Source organism: Micromonospora sp. WMMA2032, from assembly GCF_002688545.1.
Lineage (GTDB): Bacteria > Actinomycetota > Actinomycetes > Mycobacteriales > Micromonosporaceae > Micromonospora > Micromonospora sediminicola.
Genome location: NZ_CP024052.1, coordinates 1,519,932 through 1,540,089 on the forward strand (window position 1 = coordinate 1,519,932; position 20,158 = coordinate 1,540,089).

20 protein-coding genes and 1 pseudogene are annotated in these 20,158 nt (G+C 74.4%); 9 read left to right on the forward strand and 12 right to left on the reverse strand.

Annotated features, from left to right (window positions below; translation table 11 throughout):
* The first annotated feature begins 9 nt into the window (after positions 1 to 9).
* Positions 10 to 1,119 carry an AI-2E family transporter gene (locus tag CO540_RS06370; protein ID WP_099161308.1) on the forward strand — a complete coding sequence of 370 codons (1,110 nt, stop codon included), beginning with the start codon at positions 10 to 12 and terminating at the stop codon, positions 1,117 to 1,119.
* 10 nt (positions 1,120 to 1,129) lie between these two features.
* Here CO540_RS06370 and CO540_RS06375 read toward each other — a convergent pair whose 3' ends face one another.
* A complete protein-coding gene (locus CO540_RS06375) occupies positions 1,130 to 2,428 on the reverse strand; it encodes an NAD(P)/FAD-dependent oxidoreductase (protein WP_099161309.1) in 1,299 nt (432 codons plus the stop codon).
* Positions 2,429 to 2,528: 100 nt separating this feature from the next.
* On the opposite strand from CO540_RS06375, the gene CO540_RS06380 reads away from it, so the two are divergent.
* Positions 2,529 to 3,971 (forward strand): M20/M25/M40 family metallo-hydrolase, encoded by a 1,443-nt coding sequence (locus CO540_RS06380; protein WP_099161310.1) that lies wholly within the window; start codon positions 2,529 to 2,531, stop codon positions 3,969 to 3,971.
* Positions 3,972 to 3,999: 28 nt separating this feature from the next.
* Here the strand turns inward: CO540_RS06380 and CO540_RS06385 are convergent, their stop codons facing one another.
* On the reverse strand, positions 4,000 to 4,536 hold the full coding sequence (locus tag CO540_RS06385) for a GNAT family N-acetyltransferase (protein ID WP_099161311.1): 537 nt from the start codon (positions 4,534 to 4,536) through the stop codon (positions 4,000 to 4,002).
* Positions 4,537 to 5,089: 553 nt separating this feature from the next.
* Between CO540_RS06385 and CO540_RS06390 the strand changes: the two genes are divergently transcribed.
* On the forward strand, positions 5,090 to 5,737 hold the full coding sequence (locus CO540_RS06390; RefSeq protein WP_099161312.1) for a C39 family peptidase: 648 nt from the start codon (positions 5,090 to 5,092) through the stop codon (positions 5,735 to 5,737).
* Between the two features lie 170 nt (positions 5,738 to 5,907).
* On the forward strand, positions 5,908 to 7,605 hold the full coding sequence (locus CO540_RS06395) for a glycosyltransferase family 2 protein (protein ID WP_099161313.1): 1,698 nt from the start codon (positions 5,908 to 5,910) through the stop codon (positions 7,603 to 7,605).
* A gap of 11 nt (positions 7,606 to 7,616) precedes the next feature.
* Here CO540_RS06395 and CO540_RS06400 read toward each other — a convergent pair whose 3' ends face one another.
* The 4 genes from CO540_RS06400 to CO540_RS06415 are packed head-to-tail and all read right to left on the reverse strand — an operon-like array spanning position 7,617 to position 10,374.
* Positions 7,617 to 7,910: a DUF6510 family protein gene (locus CO540_RS06400; RefSeq protein WP_099161314.1), complete on the reverse strand. Its 294-nt coding sequence runs from the start codon at positions 7,908 to 7,910 to the stop codon at positions 7,617 to 7,619.
* 17 nt (positions 7,911 to 7,927) lie between these two features.
* Complete coding sequence (locus CO540_RS06405) at positions 7,928 to 8,686, reverse strand: ferredoxin reductase (RefSeq protein ID WP_099161315.1); 759 nt, start codon at positions 8,684 to 8,686, stop codon at positions 7,928 to 7,930.
* A 1-nt stretch (position 8,687) separates the two neighbouring features.
* Entirely contained in the window at positions 8,688 to 9,287 is a 600-nt protein-coding gene (locus tag CO540_RS06410) for a sulfite oxidase-like oxidoreductase (RefSeq protein ID WP_099161316.1), read from the reverse strand.
* Positions 9,288 to 9,327: 40 nt separating this feature from the next.
* Positions 9,328 to 10,374, reverse strand: a complete 1,047-nt coding sequence (locus CO540_RS06415; protein ID WP_091575478.1) for a TerC/Alx family metal homeostasis membrane protein — start codon at positions 10,372 to 10,374, stop codon at positions 9,328 to 9,330.
* A gap of 247 nt (positions 10,375 to 10,621) precedes the next feature.
* On the opposite strand from CO540_RS06415, the gene CO540_RS06420 reads away from it, so the two are divergent.
* Positions 10,622 to 11,779 carry a CaiB/BaiF CoA-transferase family protein gene (locus CO540_RS06420; protein ID WP_099161317.1) on the forward strand — a complete coding sequence of 386 codons (1,158 nt, stop codon included), beginning with the start codon at positions 10,622 to 10,624 and terminating at the stop codon, positions 11,777 to 11,779.
* Positions 11,780 to 11,801: 22 nt separating this feature from the next.
* On the opposite strand, the gene CO540_RS06425 is transcribed toward CO540_RS06420, so the two are convergent.
* Positions 11,802 to 12,209 (reverse strand): DUF2267 domain-containing protein, encoded by a 408-nt coding sequence (locus CO540_RS06425; protein ID WP_091575483.1) that lies wholly within the window; start codon positions 12,207 to 12,209, stop codon positions 11,802 to 11,804.
* A 142-nt stretch (positions 12,210 to 12,351) separates the two neighbouring features.
* On the opposite strand from CO540_RS06425, the gene CO540_RS06430 reads away from it, so the two are divergent.
* Together CO540_RS06430 and CO540_RS06435 are read left to right on the forward strand one after the other, a co-directional pair.
* On the forward strand, positions 12,352 to 12,621 hold the full coding sequence (locus tag CO540_RS06430) for a DUF2795 domain-containing protein (protein ID WP_091575486.1): 270 nt from the start codon (positions 12,352 to 12,354) through the stop codon (positions 12,619 to 12,621).
* A gap of 8 nt (positions 12,622 to 12,629) precedes the next feature.
* Positions 12,630 to 13,292, forward strand: a complete 663-nt coding sequence (locus tag CO540_RS06435; RefSeq protein WP_099161318.1) for a DUF1345 domain-containing protein — start codon at positions 12,630 to 12,632, stop codon at positions 13,290 to 13,292.
* Positions 13,293 to 13,509: 217 nt separating this feature from the next.
* Here CO540_RS06435 and CO540_RS06440 read toward each other — a convergent pair whose 3' ends face one another.
* The 4 genes from CO540_RS06440 to CO540_RS06455 are packed head-to-tail and all read right to left on the reverse strand — an operon-like array spanning position 13,510 to position 16,414.
* Complete coding sequence (locus CO540_RS06440; RefSeq protein ID WP_099161319.1) at positions 13,510 to 14,178, reverse strand: hypothetical protein; 669 nt, start codon at positions 14,176 to 14,178, stop codon at positions 13,510 to 13,512.
* Positions 14,179 to 14,209: 31 nt separating this feature from the next.
* Positions 14,210 to 15,181 (reverse strand): pirin family protein, encoded by a 972-nt coding sequence (locus CO540_RS06445; RefSeq protein ID WP_099161320.1) that lies wholly within the window; start codon positions 15,179 to 15,181, stop codon positions 14,210 to 14,212.
* 9 nt (positions 15,182 to 15,190) lie between these two features.
* On the reverse strand, positions 15,191 to 16,030 hold the full coding sequence (locus tag CO540_RS06450; protein ID WP_099161321.1) for a hypothetical protein: 840 nt from the start codon (positions 16,028 to 16,030) through the stop codon (positions 15,191 to 15,193).
* Between the two features lie 30 nt (positions 16,031 to 16,060).
* Positions 16,061 to 16,414: a MazG-like family protein gene (locus tag CO540_RS06455; RefSeq protein WP_245666650.1), complete on the reverse strand. Its 354-nt coding sequence runs from the start codon at positions 16,412 to 16,414 to the stop codon at positions 16,061 to 16,063.
* 102 nt (positions 16,415 to 16,516) lie between these two features.
* Between CO540_RS06455 and gdhA the strand changes: the two are divergent.
* Both gdhA and CO540_RS06465 read left to right on the forward strand, forming a co-directional pair.
* Positions 16,517 to 17,847 (forward strand): annotated as a pseudogene (gdhA, locus tag CO540_RS06460) (NADP-specific glutamate dehydrogenase).
* Positions 17,848 to 18,012: 165 nt separating this feature from the next.
* The gene (locus CO540_RS06465) at positions 18,013 to 19,380 is read left to right on the forward strand and encodes a S9 family peptidase (RefSeq protein WP_099161322.1); all 1,368 of its coding nucleotides are present in this window, start codon (positions 18,013 to 18,015) and stop codon (positions 19,378 to 19,380) included.
* Here the strand turns inward: CO540_RS06465 and CO540_RS06470 are convergent.
* Positions 19,377 to 20,123, reverse strand: a complete 747-nt coding sequence (locus CO540_RS06470) for a DedA family protein (protein ID WP_099161323.1) — start codon at positions 20,121 to 20,123, stop codon at positions 19,377 to 19,379. The two genes, CO540_RS06465 and CO540_RS06470, sit on opposite strands and share 4 nt — an antisense overlap.
* Positions 20,124 to 20,158: the final 35 nt, after the last annotated feature.

Consider the following 20,158-nt stretch of genomic DNA (forward strand, 5'->3'; position numbering starts at 1 on the left):
CCGCGCCGGATGAGCGCCGCCGACGACCGCTCCACCGCCCGCCGGACGCTGATCGTGATCGGCCTGGTGCTCGCCACCGTGGTCGGGCTGGGACTGGTCTGGGCCACCCGTCGGGTGCTCGTCTGGGGTCTGGTCGCGGCGTTCCTCGCGGTCGCGCTCAAGCCGCTGGTGGATCGACTCCAGCGCCGGGTACGCCGCCGGGCCGTGGCCACGCTGCTCGTGTTCCTGGCCACGTTCGTGCTGCTCGCCGCGCTGGGCACGCTGATCGTGGTGCCGCTGGTGGACGAGGTGGGCCGGTTCGCCGACCGGGCGCCGGACCTGGTGCGCGAGGCCCAGGCCGGGCGGGGGCCGGTCGGCCGGCTGCTGGAGCGTCTCCACCTGCTCCGGTACGCCGAACCGGAGCAGCTGCGCCGCTACGGCGACCGGCTCGGCGAGCCGACGGTCGGCCTGGTCCGGGGCGTGGCCCAGGCCGTCGCCGCCGTGGTCACGGTCGTGGTGCTGGCGTACCTGATGGTGCTGGAGGCCCCGAAGATCGTGGCGGCGACGCTGCGCCTGGTCGGCGACGGAGCGGCGGAGCGGTTGCGGCGCATCGGCCGCGACTCGTCCCGGATCGTCACCGGCTACCTGAGCGGCAACCTGCTGATCAGCGTGATCTGCGGGGGTCTGACCTTCGTCGTGCTCTTCCTCCTCGGCGTGCCGTTCGCCGCGGTGATCGCCCTGGTGGTCGCCGTGGTCGACCTGATCCCGCTGGTCGGGGCGACGCTGGGCGCGATCGTCGCGGCCGGCGCGGGGTTCCTGCACTCCCCCACCGCCGGCGTGGTCGTGCTGGTGTTCTTCGTGGTCTACCAGCAGGTGGAGAACCACCTGCTGCAACCGGTCATCATGGCCCGCGCGGTCCGGCTGAACCCGTTGACCGTGCTGGTCAGCCTCCTGCTCGCCGCCGAGCTGGCCGGTCTGGTCGGGGCGCTGCTGGCGATCCCGGCGGCCGGTGTCGTCCAGGTGCTGCTGCGGGAGTTCGTTCCGGCCGGACGGCAGGCCCTGCCCGTGCCGGCCGCCGGGGGCGGACCGGCCGGCGCACCGGGTCCCGGTACGCGGGACCGGCCGCCGGCCGGTGGGTGAGGCGGGGCGGTCAGCGCCGCCGGACCAGTTCGGGCGACTCGCTCTCCAGCGGCACCGCGTTGGCCGGCACCAGGCCGAGCTGCACGGCGGGCCGGGGCAGCGTCGCGTCGAGCGCCCAGTCCGCGGCGACCCGGGGACGGTTGCCCGGCATCGCCAGCAGGTGGTACCCGCGGGTGACCGCCTTGGCCGGCAGCCCGGACAGCGGCACGTGCAGCGGGTTCGCGGCCGCGTCCCTGCCGCCCAGGTCCACCACCCAGCCCAGGTCGTGGTGCTTGTAGGACTTGCGGGCGCCCTGCCCGTACGAGGCGGCGATGTTGTGCGCGGCCAGCTTGCCCTGCCGCTGGGCGTGCTGCGCGGTCATCGCGCACACCTGCCCGGGCCGGGTCGGGTCGGGCACGGCGGCGGCGTCGCCGCAGGCGAACACCTCCGGGTAGCCGGGGACGTTGAGGTACTCGTCCACCACCAACCGGCCCTTCTCGGTACGCAGGCCCAGCTCGGCCACGAACGGGTCGGGGCGTACGCCGACGCACCAGATGAGGCTGCAGGTCGGGACGTACTCGCCGTCGGTGAGCATCACCCCGTCCGGGGTGGCCTCGGCGACCGAGGTGCCCATCCGCACGTCCACGCCGCGCTTGCGCAGCACCCGGTCGGCGGTGACGGACATCCGCCGGTCCAGCTCGGGCAGCACGCGAGGTGCGACGTCCAGCAGCATCCAGCGCGGGCGGACCTTCAGGTGCGGGCGCTGGGCCAGCAGCCGGTCGGTGAACAGCTGTCCGTGCGCGGCGACCTCGGTGCCGGTGTAGCCGGCGCCGACCACGACGAACGTGGTGCGGGCGCGCTGCTCGGCCGGGTCGTCGGTCAGCTCGGCCAGCTCGACCTGCCGGACCACGTGGTCGTGCAGGTAGAGCGCCTCGGGCAGGCCGCGGAAGCCGTGCGCGTACTCGGTGACCCCGGGGATGGGCAGCAGCTTGTTGACGCTGCCCACGGAGAGGATCAGCCGGTCGTACGCGAGCTGGCCGTGGTCGCCCTCGGCGGAGCGGTAGCCGACCCAGCGGTTCTGCAGGTCCACCCGGTCGGCCTCGCCGACCACCACCCGGACGCCGTCGAGCGTGCCGGCCAGCGGCACGGAGATCCGGGTCGGCTCGACCACGCCGGCCGCGACCTCGGGCAGCAGCGGCAGGTAGAGGAAGTAGTCGGTCGTGTTCAGCAGGACGATCTCGGCCCGGTCGCGGGCCAGTCGGCGCAACGTCTTGGCCGCGTGGTACCCGGCGAACCCGGCCCCCACGATCACCACACGTGGTTTCGTCATGTCTGCTGCCGTTCCCGGGCAGACCTGCGACAAACGTGGCGATGATCCATCCACGAACAACGATATGGACAATTGTCGTGATCGGCGCGAGGATGCCCTGATGGGAAACCACCAGACCGCCGGGGGTCGACCCACGAGGTCGAGCCGGCGTACCTTCCTCACCGCCTCCGCCGCGGCCACCGCCGCCGCCGTCGCCACCCCGCTCACCGCCGCTCCGGCGGCCGCCGCCGGAGCGCCGCCCGGCCCGGGCCGTCCGACCCGGCCGCAGCGCCCGGACCGCGAGCTGACCGCGCTGCTGCGCGAGATCGACAGGCACCGGATCGAGGCCACCGTCCGCCGGCTCGCCGCGTTCGGCACCCGGCACACCCTCTCCAGCCAGACCGATCCGGTACGCGGCATCGGCGCCGCCCGCGACTGGATCCACGCCCAACTGTCCGGGTACGCCGCCGCCTCCGGCGGCCGGATGACCGTCGAACTCCAGTCCTACGTGCAGGAACCGGCGTCCCGGATCCCGACCGCGACCACGATCACCAACGTGGTGGCGACGCTGCGCGGCGACGTCACGCCGGAGCGGGTGTACGTGATCACGGGTCACTACGACTCCCGGGCCACGGACGTGATGGACGCGGTCAGCGACGCGCCGGGCGCCGACGACGACGCGTCCGGCGTCGCCGTGGTCATGGAGCTGGCCCGGGTGCTGGCCACCCGGCGCAGCGAGGCCACCGTCGTGCTCGCCGCCGTGGCCGGCGAGGAGCAGGGGCTGTACGGCTCGGCGTACCTGGCCGGCCGGCTGAAGGCGGCGGGCGTGGACGTGCAGGGCATGTTCAGCAACGACATCGTGGGCAGCAGCACCGCCGACGACGGCACCCGCGACCCGCGTACCGTGCGGCTCTTCGCCGAGGGTGTGCCGACCGCCGAGACCCCGGCCGAGGCGAGCGTGCGGCAGTCCGTCGGCGGCGAGAACGACTCCCCGTCGCGGCAGTTGGCCCGGTTCGTCAGCGACGTGGCGGACAACGCCGCCACCGGGATGGGGATCCGGGTGGTCTACCGGCGGGACCGCTACCTGCGCGGCAGCGACCACATCTCGTTCCTGCGCGAGGGTTGGCCCGCCGGCCGGTTCACCGAGCCCGCCGAGGACTTCGCCCACCAGCACCAGGACGTCCGGGTGGTCGACGGGGTGCAGTACGGCGACCTGCCCGAGTTCTGCGACTTCGACTACATCACCCGGGTGGCCCGGGTGAACGCCGCGACGCTGTGGTCGCTGGCCCAGGCGCCGGGCACACCGAAGGGCGTGGTCGTGGTGACCACGAACCTGACCAACGACACCACGCTGCGCTGGCAGCGCGGACCGGAGCCGGACCTGGCCGGCTACGAGGTGGTGTGGCGGGAGACCACCGCCGCCGAGTGGCAGAGGGTGCTGCCGGTCGGCGACGTCACCGAGATGACGGTGGACCTGTCCAAGGACAACGTGTTCTTCGGTGTGCGGGCGGTCGACCGGGCCGGCCACCGCAGCCCGGTGGCGTTCCCGAAGCCGGGCAGCTGACCCCGCGCCGCCGCCGGCGCCGGGTGGCTCAGCCCGGCGCCGGGGCGGTGATCGCCCAGCGTTCGTGGTCCCGCCAGGCGCCGTCGATGAACAGGTAGTCCGGGGAGAAGCCCTCCAGCCGGAAGCCCAGCCGGCGGGCCAGCCGCTTCGACGGCTCGTTGCCGGGCTGGATGTTGGCCTCCAGCCGGTGCAGTCCGAGCGGGCCGAACGCGTGGGCGATCACCAGCCGCACCCCGGCCGTGGCGTGGCCGGTGCCCGCGTACGGGCGGAAGGCGGCGTAGCCGAGGTAGCCCCCGCGCAGCGCGCCGAGCACGATGCCGCTGATGGTCGCGTACCCGGCGATCTCCCCGGTGGCCCGGTCGCAGAACAGGAACCCGTCGCTGCCCCGCCCCCTGATCTTGCGCAGGTACGCCGCGTACCGCTCGGCGTCGTCCGGCGCCGACAACCACGGGTGGTGCAGGTCCCGGCTGCGCCGGGCGGCGGCGACGAACTCCGTCTCGTCACCGGGGCGGGGACGGCGGATCGCGACGCGCCCGTCGCTGCGCAGGTATCTCACGGTGCCCACTCTCGGCCACCGCCTCCCCCACCGGTCGCCCGGGGTCACCGGCCGCCCCCCGATGCCACCCCCCTCCCGCAACCCAGGATCACCGTTCCGCCCTCCGGGACGCGGTTGAGATCTTGGTACGAAAGCGCCCCCATAGGGGCCGTTTCCTACCAAGATCTCGAGAACCCTCGACACGCCGCAGCCTCCGCGGTCACCCGGTTTCACAAAGGGGGCGGAGGTTCGGTGCGTGATGTCCGGTTACCCAGCGGCGCTGCGGGGGCGGGCCGCGAAGGCTCGGCCTGGTTGTCCGGTTCGGTGGTGGTCGGCGCCACCGTCAGCGTGGAATCGGTGCCGGGGGCCGGGCGTTGTACCGGCTAGACCGCGCGCCCCCCGACCATCGCGTCGGCAGGCCAGGCCCGGTCGGAATGACCGGCCCCCGGCCGGTGGTTACATACCCCTGAGCCGCCCGTGCAGGCCGCCCCCGGCCGCCGCGCAGGCCCCCCTTCAGACTTTCCCCTCTTCGCACGGCACCCCCGTGCCGTGTCCCCCCAACCCCCCTTTGGGAGGCACCATCATGGCTACCACCCTGCTGCGTAAGACCGTCCTGACCGCTGCCGGTATCGCCGCGACCGCCGGTGGCATCGCCGGCCCCGCGATCGCCGCCCACGCCGCCCCCACCGGCACGACCACCGTTGTCGCCGACCGCAAGGGCCACGGTGAGCGGGAACTCGACGTGCGCTACGAAGCCCAGCCCAACTTCTACTACTGCGGCCCCGCCGCCGCCCGCAACGCCATCAGCGTCCTGGGCAAGAACATCGACGTCGACGCCATGGCCCGCGAAATGGGCACCACCGAAGCCGGCACCAACAGCATCAACGACATCACCCCCGTCCTGAACAAGGAAACCGGCAAGCCCTACCGCTCCGTCGAAATCAAGAGCGCTAAGGCCGACGACAAGCAGACCGACACCCTGCGCACCGACATCGTGCGCACCATCGACGACGGCCGCGCCATCGTCGCCAACATCGCCGGCACCGCCACCGACACCGACGGCACCACCCACTCCTTCGAAGGCGGCCACTACATCAGCGTCATCGGCTACCGCGACAACGGCACCACCGTCACCATCGCCGACAGCGCCAACCCCAACACCGCCACCTACCGGATGAGCATCGACAACCTCGCCGACTGGATCGCCACCCGCGGCTACAGCACCAGCTGACCCACCAACACGGCAAAGGGCCCGACCCCACCACGGGGCCGGGCCCTTTCGCGTATCCAACGGCTGCCTGTCGGTCACCTCGCCGTCATGTCGGTGTCGTCACCCGGACGGGTCGCTCCACCACGCTGGGTCGCGCCGCACCACCCGGCCGACCCCGCGAAGGAGCAGCAGTGGCAGCCGAGTCGGCGACCGACCGCACACCGACGACCCGCCCCGACGTGAGCGTGGTCGTGCCGGTCTACAACACCCTGCGCTACCTGCGTGCCTGCCTCGACTCGCTGCTGCGGCAGACCATCGGGCCGGAGCGGATGGAGATCGTGGCGGTGGACGACGGGTCCACCGACGGCAGCGGGCGGCTGCTGGACCGGTTCGCCGCGCGGCACCCCGGCGTCGTGCGGGTGGTCCACCAGGCCAACTCCGGTGGTCCGGCCGCCCCCTGCAACCGCGGCCTGGACCTGGCCACCGGCCGGTACGTCTTCTTTCTCGGCTCCGACGACCGGCTCGGACCGGAGGCGCTGGAACGGCTGGTCGCCGCCGCCGACCGGTACGGCTCCGACGTGGTGCTCGGCAAGGTGGTCGGGGTCAACGGGCGGCACGTCTTCTCCGACGTGTTCGCCGACGGCAACGCGGTCGACGTGAGCCTGTTCGACTCGGAGCTGCCGTGGTCGCTGGCGAACACCAAGCTGTTCCGCCGCGACCTCGTCGACCGGCTCGGGCTCCGCTTCCCGGAGGACATGCCGGTCCTCAGCGACCAGCCGTTCACGTTGGCCGCCTGCTACCACGCCCGACGGATCTCGGTGCTGGCCGACTACGACTACTACCACGCGGTGCGCCGGCTGGACGCCCGCAACATCACCTACCACAGCCGGGTGGAGCAGCGCCTGGTCAGCGTCGAGCGGCTGTTCGCGTTCGTCGCCGACCTGATCCCCGCCGGCCCGCGCCGGGACGCGGTGCTGCGCCGCCACGCCGGGCTGGAGCTGGCCAACCTGGTCGGCGACGACTTCCGCCGGCTGGACCGGGCCGCCCAGGAGCGGGTGCACGCGAGCGTCCGCCGGCTGGTCGAGCAGCACGTCACCGACGGAGTGCGGGCCCGGCTCGACATCGAGGCGCGGCTGCGCCTGGGGGCGGTCACCGCCGGCGGGGTGGACGACCTGCTGGCCGTCATCGAGCAGGACGCCACCCGGGGCGTACCGGAGACGGTGGTGGCCGGGGGCCGCTGGCACGCCGGCTACCCGGGCGCGCCGGCGGCCTGGACCGACGTCACCGACGTGCGCGCGGACTGGCTGGCGCGGCTGGACACGGTCGAGGTGAGCTGGGTCGACGGGCACACCCTGACGGTGACCGCGCGCAGCCCGTACCCCGGTTTCGCGACGGCGGCCGGGCCGGTCCGCCTGGCCGCCGGGCCGGTCGCCGGCGCCACCCGGCTGGACGCGACCGACCCGAGCGGTCGGACCGTGCGCACCGACTTCCCGGTCGACCGGCTCCTCGCGGTCGGCGCGGCCAGCGGCCAGCGCCACCCGGTGCGGACCGAGGTGGACGGCGGTCACGGCCGCGGGTCCGCGCCGGTACGCGCGCCCCGGCCCGCCGCCGGCCGTCCCCGGGTGCTGCGCCACGGCGCCCGGCTGTACGGGGTGGCCGCGACCGTCGACCCGCGCAACGGCCAGCTCGTCCTGTCGGTGGTGCCGGTGACCGTGGGTCAGTTGGTCGGGCGGCTGCGTCGGCGGTGGCAGCGGCGCCGGACCGGCCCGGCGACGCCGGCCCGCACGACGGTGCGGGCCGCGCCCCGCGCCGGCGCGGCGGTCGAGCGCAGCGGCAACCACGCCGAGCCGGGGCCGGCGCAGGTCGGCCGGGTGACCGTCACCTCCTGAGCCGGGCGGGCTCAGTGGGCGGGTCGGAAGCCCTGGTCGAGCGGCATCGGGACCTGGAGATAGGTGCTGCCGCGCAGGTCCAGCCAGGCCCGCTCCGGCGCGCGGACCAGCCGCACCATCACGCCGGCGCAGGCCGGGCACCGGCCGATCAGGCCCGGCGCGTGCGAGTAGACGTGCAGGCCGGCCATCGGGCCGGTCGTCCCGCAGGTGTCGCACCGCCCGGTGGTGCTGCTCAGGTCGACCGCGAAGAGTTCGCGCAGCGGCCCGTCGAGCATGTTGCCGTCCAGGTAGGACATGTCCGTCATGCGCTCTCCTCGGATCGTCAGCCGGTCGGACCGAAGCGCTCGGTCCGGACCCGCCGGGTCGGGTGGCCCAGCCCCACCAGCAGGTCGGCCACGGTCTCCACGAAGCCGGTGGGACCGCAGACGTAGCAGAGCGGCTCCAGGTCGGGCGGCCAGCCGTGGCTGTTCACGTCGGCCAGGCCGATCCGGTGCGGTTCGCCCCGCCAGCCGTCGGGCGCCTGCCGGGTGTAGACGTACGCGACGTCCAGGCCCTGGTCGTCGCGGGCGCGGCGGCGCAGCTCGTCGGCGTAGATCACGTCGTCCGGGGTGCGCACCGAGTAGATCAACCGGAACGGGACCCGGCTGCCCGCGGCCCGGCGCGCGCGGACCATGGCCATCAGCGGCACCACCCCGGAACCACCGCCCACCAGCAGCACCGGCGCGGTCTCGTCGGTGCGCCAGACGAACCAGCCGCCGACCGGTCCGCGCACCTCCACCGGGTCGCCCTCGGCGTAGGTGTCGACCAGGTACGGCGACACCTCGCCGTCGGGCACCCGCTGCACGGTCACCTCGATCCGCTCCCCCTCGGCCGGACCGGCCAGCGAGTAGGACCGGGCCGCCTGGTAGCCGTCGGGAGCGGTCAGGCGCAGGTCGACGTGCTGGCCGGGCAGGTGCCCCGGCCAGCCGGGCACGTCCAGCACCAGCGTCTGCGCGGTCGGCGTCTCGATCCGCCGCTCGACCAGTCGGGCCACCCGCCACATCAGCGGCGCGACCCGACGGCCGGTGGCCGGGGCCGCCACCTCAGTCGCCCTGGTAGCGCTGCTCGCGCCACGGGTCGCCGTAGTCGTGGTAGCCGGCGGTCTCCCAGAAACCCGGCCGGTCGTCGACGAGCAGCCGGAGCCCGTGCACCCACTTGGCGGACTTCCACAGGTAGAGGTGCGGGACGAGCAGCCGGGCCGGGCCGCCGTGCTCGGCCGGCAGCGGGCCGCCGTCGTAGGTGTGCACCACCCAGGCCCGGCCGCCGCGCAGGTCGTCCAGCGGCAGGTTCGTGGTGTAGCCGCCGTAGGAGTGGGCCAGGGCGTACCGGGCGCCGGTGTCGACGCCGTCGAGCAGCGTGTCGAGTGAGACGCCCTGCCAGGTGGTGCCGAGCTTGGACCAGCGGGTCACGCAGTGCAGGTCCACGGTCGGGGTGTCCTGCGGCAGGCCCATCAGCTCGTCCCACGACCAGCGGTACTCCGCACCGGTCTCGGTGCTCAGCACGAACTCCCAGGTGTCCAGCGGCACCCGGGGCGTCGGGCCGGCGGAGAGCACCGGGAAGTCCTCGGTGAGGTACTGCCCCGGCGGCAGGTCGGGCGCGGACGAACGGGGCCGGCCCTGGAAGCCCGGCGAGACGATTCCCACCCGTCAGTCGTACCACTCCCGACCGTGCCGGGGCAGTGCTTCAGCGGGAGTGCCCGCCGGGGCCGCCGCCCTGCACCTCGTGCACGACGGTGCGGTCGCCGTCGCCGCTGTCCCGGGTGGCCCGCAGGCTGGTGATGGTGACGACCACCAGGACACCGATGATGACGCCGAGCGAGGCGAGCGTCGGGATCTCCGGGACGCCCTTCCAGATGCCGTGGGCCCAGTGCAGGCCGAGCTTGAGCCCGATGAAGGCGAGGATGACCGCCAGGCCGTAGCTGAGGTGCACCAGCCGGCTCAGCGCGGCGTGCAGCACGAAGTAGAGCGCCCGCAGGCCCAGCAGCGCGAAGGCGTTGGTCGCGAAGACCAGGTACGGGTCCTCGGTGATGCCGTAGACGGCGGGCACCGAGTCGACCGCGAAGACCACGTCGGTGGCGAGCACCGCGACCACGACCAGCGCGAACGGGGTGAGCGCCCGCCGGCCGCCCTGCCGGATCGTCATCCGGGTGCCGTGGTAGTCGTCGACGACGGGCATCACCTTGCGCAGCAGCTTCACCGACCGCATCTTGTTGATGTCGACCTCCTGCTCGTGCCCGGAGAGGGCGTCGCGCAGCAGCTTGACCGCGGTGGCGATCAGGATGAGCGCGAAGAGCAGGAAGGCGAAGTCGAGCGTCTGCAGGGCGGCGGCGCCCAGCGCGATGAAGACGGCGCGCAGCACGAGCGCGCCGGCGATGCCGTAGAGCAGCACCCGCTGGGCGAGCACGGCCGGCACCGCGAACGCGGCCAGCAGCAGCATGAAGACGAAGAGGTTGTCGACCGAGAGCGACTTCTCGACCAGGTAACCGGTGAGGTACTCGATGCCCTGCTGGCCGCCGTAACGGGACCAGATCCACGCGCCGAAGGCCAGCGGCAGGGCGATGTAGAAGGCCGACCAGCCGAGCGCCTCGCGGATGGAGACCTCGTGCGGCTTGCGGGTGACGAGGAAGTCCAGCACCAGCAGGGCGAGCACGCCGGCGATCGTCACCGCCCACAGCGTGGGCGTGCCGACCGACGACAGCTCGGCGGCGGACAGGTATGACAGTTCGGACATGGGGCCTCCTCGAACACCGTGGCATGTTCGAGGTCTCCTTCACCCACGGTTTCGTGGGCAACCACCCGAGGCTCGCCCTCGGGGGGTTCGCCGTACTGACCGGAATGGTTCGTGGGAAGTACTCCCCTCGTGGGGACAAGGCTAGGCCAACCCGGGGCCGGACGCCAAGTCACGCCACGGATGATTGCCCTGGTCAACCGCTGTGCGGGCGGCCGGGCCGTGGCGTCGCGGGTCCCGGCCCCCTAGGGTGACGCGGGTGACCAACCAGGGACCGCTGACCGGCGTACGGGTGATCGAGCTGGCCGGGATCGGCCCGGGCCCGTTCGCCGCCATGATGCTCGCCGACCTCGGCGCGGACGTGGTGCGCGTCGACCGGGTCGGTGGGGGCGGCTTCGGGGCCTTCCCCGGTGACCTGCTCAACCGCAACCGCCGCTCGGTGGCGGTGGACCTGAAGCAGCCGGCCGGACGGGAGCTGGTGCGCGGCCTGGTCGCCGGGGCGGACGCGCTGGTCGAGGGTTTCCGGCCGGGGGTGACCGAACGCCTCGGCCTCGGCCCGGCGGACTGCCTCGCCGCCAACCCGCGCCTGGTCTACGGACGGATGACCGGCTGGGGGCAGGACGGTCCGCTCGCCTCCACCGCCGGCCACGACATCGACTACCTGGCGTTGACCGGCGCGCTGCACGGCGTGGGCCGGGCCGGGGAGCCGCCGGTGCCGCCGATGAACCTGCTCGGCGACTTCGGCGGCGGCGGCATGATGCTGGCCCTCGGCATGGTCGCGGCGCTGTACGCCGTCCGCGGCGGCGCGCCCGGCCAGGTGGTCGACGCGGCCATCGTGGACGGCGTGTCGGTGCTCGCCACCCAGATCCACGCGCTGCGCGGGCTCGGCCTCTGGCAGGACCGGCGCGGGGTGAACCTGCTCGACGGCGGCGCGCCCTTCTACGACACCTACGAGTGCGCCGACGGCCGGTACATGGCGGTGGGCGCGCTGGAACCGCAGTTCTACGCCGAACTGGTGCGGCTCACCGGGTTCCCGCTCGACGGCGACGACGCTCCCGACCGCGACGACCCGGCGACCTGGCCGGCGCTGCGCGCGGCGTGGGCGCGGCTGTTCCGCACGCGTACCCGGGACGAGTGGGCGGCGCTGCTGGACGGCACGGACGCCTGCGTGGCGCCGGTGCTCGACTGGGCGGAGGCCCCGCGGCACCCGCACCTGGCGGCCCGCGAGGTGTTCGTCGCGCCGGACGGGGTCACCCAGCCGGCCCCCGCGCCGCGTTTCTCGGGCACGCCCACGTCGGTCCGCCGGCCCCCGCCCGCGCCGGGCGAGCACACCGACGAGGTGCTCGCCGAGGCGGGCCTGGACGCCGACCGGATCGCGGCGCTGCGCGCCGCCGGCACGGTCGGCTGACGCGTCCGGGGCCGACGCCGGCTCAGCGGCGACGGGTGGCGGCGGGCGCGAGGGCCGGCTCCACCATGTCCCGGTAGTCCCGGGGCAGCTGCACCACCACGTCCTGGAACTCGCCGCTGCTGATCGCCTCGCGCAGCGTGGCGAACACGGCCCCCACCGCGGTGCGCGCGGTGTTCTCGTCGCAGTCGGCCCGGCGGGCCACCCGGGCGACGAACTCGGCCGCGCCGAACCGCTCGGCCGCCTCGGTACGCGGGTGCGGGCTGAGCAGCCCCCACAGCGGTTTGGGCAGCTGCGCGGCCAGGTCCAGCACCTCGCCGCCGGTCAACCGCTCGGCCAGCGTCTCCAGGGTGGCCCGGGTCAACGTCGCCGCCCGGTCCTCGGCGGTGCCGGTGAGCCGGGCGACCCGGCCCACGAAGGTCAGGTAGTGCATCGGTGGTACCCCCTTCGGTGCGCCCCCGCGGCTACCCGTCCCGGCCCGGCGGAAACAGGCGTCGTCGGGGGCGTGACCCGGCGCGCGGCGGGTATCCGCCGCCCGGTCGTGACCCCAACTACTGGCGCGAGGAGCCCGACTGATGGCGAGTTACACGGATGTCCTGGAGTACCTGTCCGCGCTGGACTACCCGGCCGGGAAGGACGACGTCATCCGCGAGGCGGAACGGGAGGGCGCGCCGCCGGACGTGTTGCGGGCGCTGCGCGCGCTGCCCCCGGTGGACTACGCCAACGGCACCGAGGTGGCCCGCTCGGCCGGCATCGACGCCGCTCCCGAGGTGAGCCCGTCGCAGCGCGCGGCGCAGGCCCGGGACCGCCACCCGCGGGTCTCGCAGCACCTGCGCGGCATCTGACCGCTGCGGTGCCGCGCCACCCGGCGGCCCGGGCCCGGGGGCACGTGCCGGCCGCGCTCCAGCTCGCCGTGATGGGGCTGGTCGGCGTCGCCTCCGGCACCGCCGCCGGGGTGCTCGTCCGGCCGGTGCTGGCGCCACTCGTGGGCTGGGACGCCGCCGCCCTGGCCTGGCTGGCGTTGGAGTGGACCCGGCTGTCCCGGTTGGACGCCGCCCGGACCGCGCGGCTGGCCAAGCTGGAGGACCCCGGCCGGGCGATGCGCGACGCGCTGCTGCTGGCCGCGTGCCTGGGCAGCCTGCTCGCGATGGGCATGGTGTTCACCACGGCCGGCCAGGTGCCGCCCGGGCTGGCCCGGGCCGTGTACGCCGGCCTCGGCGTGCTCAGCGTGGTGCTCTCCTGGTTCGTCGTGCACACCGTCTTCACCACCCGGTACGCGCGGCTCTACTACGGCGGCGAGCCGGGCGGGATCGACTTCCACCAGGACGAGCCGCCCGACTTCACCGACTTCGCCTACGTGGCGTTCACGGTGGGGACGACGTTCCAGGTGTCCGACACGGACGTGAGCGACCGCGACGTCCGCCGGACCGTGCTGCGCCAGACGTTGCTGTCGTACCTGTTCGGCGCGGTCATCGTCGCCGCGACGGTGAACCTGTTGGCAACTCTGGCCCGATAGGGCGCCCGTCGACAGGCGGGCGCCCCGGGCCACGAACCGCGACCTGGGGCGCCTCGCAACACCTGTCCCTGGCGGTTCACGCCCGAACCGGGTCGCGACCACCAGGCGGTGGATGTTCGCCCGAACCGGGCGGGCATCGCTGCCACGATCATCATACGATGCGACATCAGCCGAACGGGTGAGAATCGCGGAAGTGTGTCCGGGCGCACGTGCGCGCTCAGCCGGTGACCTCCGCGTAGCGCCGTTCCAGATCCACCCGGGCCAGCGCCCCGACCAGCCAGGACAGCCGTTCCGACTCGCCGCCGCCGGCCAGCCCGGCGAGGTCGGCGGCGGAGCGGCCCAGCCCCAGCCGCCGGGCCGCGGCGAGGGCCCGACGGTCGGCGACCGGGGCCGCCTCCCGCCACAGCGCCTGCGCCTCGCGCAGGAACAGGTCGGCCACCTCGTCGTCCACGCCGGGCAGCGCGGTCAGCAGGCGTCGCTCCCCGGCCGGGTCCTGGTGGGCGGTGGTCCGCAGCCGGCGCAGGTCGCCCCGGTACGTCTCGACCAGGGTGCGGGCCAGGTCGCCGAGGGTGTCGGCGAGCGTGCGCAGGTCGCCGCGCAGCCCGGCCTCGCCCAGCACGCGGACCCGGTCGGCGTGCCGGGAGCGGGCCATCCGCGCGGCGCTGTCCCAGCCGGCGTCGCGCAACGCCGTCGCCGCGTCGACCGCCCGGTGGAAGTCGCCCCGGCGGGCGAGCAGCACGGCCAGGTAGAGCACCTGGAACAGCTGGGACGGGTTGTTCGTCACCCGGAACCCGTACCGTTCGGCGAAGCCGCGCCCGTCCCCGGCGAGCCGGCGGACCAGTCGCTTCTTCTCCTCGACGCTGCGGGTGGCAGTGGTTGTCGGCATGCCGCGGACTACCCCGGCGCGGACGCGCCATTCAGCCGTGCAGGCCGCCGCTGCGGTCGCGGGCCTTGAGCCGGGTGGTGGGCAGCGCCGGGGCGGGCAGCGGCGGCGCGGGGTCGTCGGCGACCGTGCCGAACCGGCGACCGGCCATCCAGTCCTCGCGGGCGGCGGCCACCTCGTCGTGCGACCGGCCGACGAAGTTCCACCACATCACCAGCGGTTCGTCGAACGGGGCGCCGCCGAGCAGCAGCAGCCGGCTGCCCGGGACCCCGGTCAGCGACAGCGACGTCCGGCCGGCGCCGAGGTAGAGCAGCGCGCCGGGGGCGACGGTCACGCCGTCGGACTCGGCCGAGCCGGACATGGCCAGCAGCCCGTACTCGAAGTCGGGGCGCAGCGGCAGCGTGGCCGGCGCCTCGCCCCGGACCTCGATCTGCGTGCCGACCAGCGGGGTGTACGTCACCGCCGGCGAGCGTTCCCCGCCGAACTCCCCGACCAGCAGGGTGAGGTCGAGGTCGCCGTCGCGCCACCGGGGTAGCTCGGCGTGGTGGTCGAAGTCCGGGTCGCCGGCCCGGGCCGGGTCGGGCAGCGCTACCCACAGCTGCACGCCGTGCATCAGCGGCGGGTGGACCAGCGGGGAGCGTTCCGAGTGGGCGATGCCCCGCCCGGAGGTCATCACGTTGAGCTGCCCCGGGCGGATCGGCTGCACGTTGCCGAGGCTGTCCCGGTGCAGGATCTCCCCGTCGAGCAGCCAGGTGACGGTCTGCAGGCCGGTGTGCGGGTGCGGCGGCACCTCCATGCCGGGCCGCTCGGCCACGTCGTCCGGGCCGAAGTGGTCGACGAAGCACCACGCGCCGACCATCCGCCGCTGCCGCTGCGGCAGCAGCCGGCGCACGGTGGTGTAGCGGCCGAGCGGGACGTCGTGCCCGGGCAGCAGCACGCTGCCCGGGTCGGTGGCGCCGACGCCCGGGGGGAGCGTCTGCGCCGGCAGGGATTCGGTACGGTCCACCGCCCGACTCTACGCTCGGTCCGCGGTCACGCTCACCGCGTTCGCGCCGGCGACCAGGTCGAGGTAGAGCCGGTCGGCCGCCCGGTCCCAGCCGGGCGAGCTGATCAGCTCACCGGCGGCGATGCCGGCGCGACGCTCGTCGTACAGCGCCAGCGAACCGGCGCCGGCGGCGACCCGCACCCGGGCCGGCGGCCCGCCGGGCACGGCGACGGTCAGCTCGCTGACGCCGCCGGTCATCCGGACGGTGAGCGCGCCGTCGAGCGGCGGCAACGACAGCCGGGTACGCGCGGCGCCGCCGATCAGCTCGATCCCGGCCAGCCGGGCCGCGCCCAGGTCGAGCCGCTGCTCGCTGACGCCACCGACGAGCCGCAGCCGCCAGGTCACCCGGGAGTTGAGCACCACCTCGACGGCGGAGGGACCGGACCGGCCGTTCTCCTCGATCCGCAGCCGGACCCGGTCACCGGTCAGCTGCGGGCGCGGGGTCACCCCGGCGTCGTCCGGCGCGCCGATCCGGTAGAGGTCGTCGCCGAGGTCGGCGGCCCGCAGGGTGAAGCTGGTCAGGCCGTCGACCAGCTCGAAGTCCGCCTGCCGGCGGTCCCCGCGCGGCGCGGTGAGCGTCTCGGCGGCGGCGACCTCGGCGCCGCCCACCCCGCCGGAGCCACCGGCGTCCGTGACCGGCGACGTGGGCCCGCCGGAGAAGACCGTGCCGAGCCGGGCCGGGTTGGCGAGGGTGACCGCGATCGCCGCCACGCCGAGCACCACGACCAGCACGGCGGCGGCCACCAGGGCCCGGGCGGTGCGCGACCAGCGGGGCCCGCTCAGGTCAGGGTCGTCCCCGGATGCCGTCATGGTCGTCCCCTCTCGCCGGTCCCCACTGGCTCATACGTCTCCGTTTCCGCTCCGGTTCATTCCCGCCGGTGCCGCCGGAGCCGCCTCGCCGAGGCGGGCGTGCACCTTGGCGACACACGCGGCCAGCGCCGCGTGCGCGTCCAACCCCAGGCTCTCGATGGCCACCAGGGCGGTGAACGCCACGTCGGCCAGTTCCGCGGCGACCTCCTCGCGGGTGTGCGTCACGCCCTTGCGCGGGTTCTGCCCGAGGACCCCGATCCAGGCCGCGGCCACCTCGCCGGCCTCCTCGCCGATCTTCAGGATGCGGCAGGTCAGTTCCGTGTCGCCGGTGCCGTTGGCGGCGTCCAGCCAGGCGCGGGCGTCCCGCGCCGAGGTCCAGATCATGTCGTCCACCCGGCCCAGTGAACCGGACGACGGTGACGATCCGTATCCGGGGGCGGTGCGGGCAACGGTGCCGGCACCGGGAGGCGGAAGGACGTGTCCGTGATGCCGGAGACCGTCGAGACGGTGTTCGCCAAGGTGGTCGCGCGGAACCCGGGCGAGCCCGAGTTCCACCAGGCGGTGCGGGAGGTGCTGGAGAGCATCGGACCGGCCCTGGCCCGGCACCCCGCGTACGCCGAGCTGGTCGAGCGCATCTGCGAGCCGGAGCGGCAGGTCATCTTCCGGGTGCCGTGGGAGGACGACCACGGCCGGGTCCGGGTGAACCGTGGCTTCCGGGTGGAGTTCAACAGCGCGCTGGGCCCGTTCAAGGGCGGGCTGCGCTTCCACCCGTCGGTCTACCTGGGGATCGTGAAGTTCCTCGGCTTCGAGCAGATCTTCAAGAACGCGCTGACCGGCCTACCGATCGGTGGCGGCAAGGGTGGTGCCGACTTCGACCCGAAGGGCCGCTCCGACCGGGAGGTGATGCGGTTCTGCCAGAGCTTCATGACGGAGCTGTACCGGCACATCGGCCCGCAGACCGACGTGCCGGCCGGGGACATCGGGGTGGGCGGACGGGAGATCGGCTACCTGTTCGGGCAGTACAAGCGGATCACCAACCGGTACGAGGCCGGCGTGCTCACCGGCAAGGGCCTGACGTACGGGGGCGCGCAGGTGCGGCGCGAGGCCACCGGCTACGGGGCGGTCTTCTTCGCCGAGGAGATGCTCCGGCAGACCGGGGACAGCCTGGACGGCAAGCGGGTGGTGGTGTCCGGGTCCGGCAACGTGGCCATCTACGCGATCGAGAAGGTCCACCAGCTGGGCGGCACGGTGGTGGCCTGTTCGGACTCCGACGGCTACGTGTTGGACGAGAAGGGCATCGACCTGGCGCTGCTGCGCGAGGTGAAGGAGGAGCGCCGGACCCGGCTGGACGACTACGTGCGGCAGGTGCCGCACGCGGTGGCGGTCGCCGGCCGCAGCGTCTGGGAGGTGCCGTGCGACCTGGCGTTGCCGTGCGCCACCCAGAACGAGATCGGCGGCGCGGAGGCGGCGGCGCTGGTGGCCGGCGGTTGCGTCGCCGTGGTGGAGGGCGCGAACATGCCGACCACGCCGGAGGCGGTGCGGATCCTCGGCCGGGCCGGGGTGCGGTTCGCCCCGGGAAGGCGGCGAACGCGGGCGGGGTGGCGGTGAGCGCGTTGGAGATGCAGCAGAACGCCAGCCGGGACGCGTGGACGTTCGACCGGTCGGAGCAGCGGTTGCGAGAGATCATGCGGGACGTGCACGAGCGGTGCTGGGCGACCGCGGAGGAGTACGGGCTGCCGGGCGACTACGTGGCCGGCGCGAACATCAACGGGTTCCGGCGGGTGGCCGAGGCGATGCTGGCGCACGGCGTGGTCTGACCGGCCACCGTGGACCGACCGGGCGGTGGGTGCTGACCGCCCGGTCAGTCAGCGATTGACAGTCCTCGACCCCCCGGCCTAGGTTCAGGTCGCTACCGGCCGGTAGGCATCCGTCCCGCCCGCCGTCCCGCGTACCGGGGCGGCACCCGTCCCCGGGGAGCAGCGATGCAGACCTCACCCACCCGCCTGCGCCGCCGGCTGCTCGCCGTCGGCGCCGCCGTCGTGCTCGCCCTCGGCCTGGCCGGCGCGGCTCCCGCCGCCGCCACCGGCCGCGACGACGGCACCGGCCCGCTGCCCGGTTACACCATCGTCAACCCGCCGCTGCCGCCACTGGTCGTCGACGGGGCCGCCACCACCGTCCGGCAGGGCGTGCACGCCCACGCCGGCTACATCGTGGAGGTCCCGGCGCGGTGGAACGGCGACCTGGTGATGTGGGCGCACGGCTACCGCGGCCAGGGCACCGAACTCTCCCCCGAGCCGCCCGCGTTCGACCTGCGGCAGCGCCTGCTGTCCCAGGGATACGCGTGGGCGTCGTCGTCCTACGACCGCAACGGCTACGACATCCGCTCCGGGGTGCGCGGCACCCGGGCCCTCGCGGACCTGTTCGCCCGCACCGTGCGCCGGCCGCACCGGGTGCTCATCGCCGGGGTCAGCATGGGCGGGCACATCATCGGCCGGTCCCTGGAGCAGTACCCCGGCTACTACGCCGGCGCGCTGCCGATGTGCGGGGTGCTCGGCGACCAGGAGCTGTTCGACTACTTCCTCGACTACAACCTGGTCGCGCAGGCGCTGGCCGGGGTGCGGGCCTACCCGACCCCGGCCGACTACCTGACCAACGCGGTGCCCCGGATCCAGGTGGCGCTCGGGCTGGCCGGCCTGACCCCCACCGGCCCGGACACCACCAACGCGCTCGGCAAGCAGCTGCGCGCGGTCACCGTGGCCCGCTCCGGCGGGCCGAGGCCGGGTGCCGACGCCGCGTTCGCGGTGTGGAAGGACTTCCTCTTCGGCATCGCCACCACCGACGGCGGCGACTCCCCCGCGCAGCGGCCCGGACAGCTCGCCACGAACCTGTTCACCCGCTACACGCCGAACCAGCCGGTGAACCTCAACGCCACCGTGCAGCGGGTCGCCCCGGAGAACCTGCGCCAGCGGCTCTCCCCCGGCCTGACCGAGGTGCCCCGGATCGCCGGCCGGCCCACCGTGCCGGTGCTGAGCCTGCACGACCTGGGTGACCTGTTCGTGCCGTTCAGCATGGAGCAGGCGTACGCCCGGGACGTGGCGTGGCACGGCCGGTCCCGGCTGCTGGTGCAGCGGGCGGTCCGGGCCGCGCAGCACTGCGAGTTCAGCCCCGCCGAGGCCGGCGCCGCCTGGGACGACCTGACCCGCTGGGTACGCACCGGCAAGCGCCCGGCCGGCGACGCGGTCACCGACCCCCGGGCGGTGGCGGCGCCGGACTTCGGCTGCCGGTTCAGCGACCCGGCCGCCTGGGCCGCCGGCGCCGGCACCCGCCGCCTCTACCCGGCGTGCCCCTAGTCCTCCTCCGGCGCGTACCAGCCGCCCCGGTAGACGGTGCCCGGCCGGGGCGGCGCGTCCGCCTCGGCCGCGGCCCGACGGGACCGGCGCACCCGGCTGACCACGAACCAGCCGACGCCGGCCACCACGGCGAGGATGACCACGTTCTGCAACGTGCCGACGTACGCCTCGACCACGTGCCAGTTCTCGCCGAGCAGGTAGCCGGCGAGCACGAACGCAGTGTTCCAGATCAGGCTGCCCAGCGCGGTGAAGAGGAGGAAGACCGGCACCGGCATCCGTTCCACACCGGCCGGTACGGAGATCAGACTGCGGAAGATCGGAATCATCCGGCCGAAGAACACGGCCTTGACGCCGTGGCGCAGGAACCACGCCTCGGTGCGGTCCACGTCGTCGAGTTTGATCAGCGGAAGCCGCGCGGCCAGCGCGCGCATCCGGTCCCGCCCGAGCGCCGCACCGACGTAGTAGAGCGCCAGCGCGCCCAGCACCGACCCGAGCGTGGTCCACGCGATCGCGCCGAGCAGGCTCATCCGGCCCTGGCTGGCGGTGAAGCCGGCCAGCGGCAGGATGACCTCGCTGGGGATGGGCGGGAACAGGTTCTCCAGGGCCACCGCGAGCCCGGCCCCGGGGCCTCCGAGCCGTTCCACCAGGCCGGTGACCCAGCCGACGGGTCCTTCGCCGGCCGGCTCCGCGGCCCGCGCGGCACTCACCCGGGGGCCGGCGAGGAGCTGTGCGTTTCCGATCATCAGACCACGTTACGGGGCGACGCGGCCGTCGACCA

Excerpts from the sequence above, each read along its gene's own strand:
- CO540_RS06390 (WP_099161312.1), top strand. The coding sequence starts at position 5,090 with ATGGCTACCACCCTGCTGCGTAAGACCGTCCTGACCGCTGCCGGTATC.
- CO540_RS06455 (WP_245666650.1), bottom strand. The coding sequence starts at position 16,414 with ATGATCTGGACCTCGGCGCGGGACGCCCGCGCCTGGCTGGACGCCGCC.
- CO540_RS06465 (WP_099161322.1), top strand. The coding sequence starts at position 18,013 with ATGCAGACCTCACCCACCCGCCTGCGCCGCCGGCTGCTCGCCGTCGGC.
- CO540_RS06425 (WP_091575483.1), bottom strand. The coding sequence starts at position 12,209 with ATGCACTACCTGACCTTCGTGGGCCGGGTCGCCCGGCTCACCGGCACC.
- CO540_RS06430 (WP_091575486.1), top strand. The coding sequence starts at position 12,352 with ATGGCGAGTTACACGGATGTCCTGGAGTACCTGTCCGCGCTGGACTAC.
- CO540_RS06400 (WP_099161314.1), bottom strand. The coding sequence starts at position 7,910 with ATGACGGACATGTCCTACCTGGACGGCAACATGCTCGACGGGCCGCTG.
- CO540_RS06415 (WP_091575478.1), bottom strand. The coding sequence starts at position 10,374 with ATGTCCGAACTGTCATACCTGTCCGCCGCCGAGCTGTCGTCGGTCGGC.
- CO540_RS06470 (WP_099161323.1), bottom strand. The coding sequence starts at position 20,123 with ATGATCGGAAACGCACAGCTCCTCGCCGGCCCCCGGGTGAGTGCCGCG.
- CO540_RS06380 (WP_099161310.1), top strand. The coding sequence starts at position 2,529 with ATGGGAAACCACCAGACCGCCGGGGGTCGACCCACGAGGTCGAGCCGG.
- CO540_RS06370 (WP_099161308.1), top strand. The coding sequence starts at position 10 with ATGAGCGCCGCCGACGACCGCTCCACCGCCCGCCGGACGCTGATCGTG.
- CO540_RS06440 (WP_099161319.1), bottom strand. The coding sequence starts at position 14,178 with ATGCCGACAACCACTGCCACCCGCAGCGTCGAGGAGAAGAAGCGACTG.
- CO540_RS06450 (WP_099161321.1), bottom strand. The coding sequence starts at position 16,030 with ATGACGGCATCCGGGGACGACCCTGACCTGAGCGGGCCCCGCTGGTCG.
- CO540_RS06375 (WP_099161309.1), bottom strand. The coding sequence starts at position 2,428 with ATGACGAAACCACGTGTGGTGATCGTGGGGGCCGGGTTCGCCGGGTAC.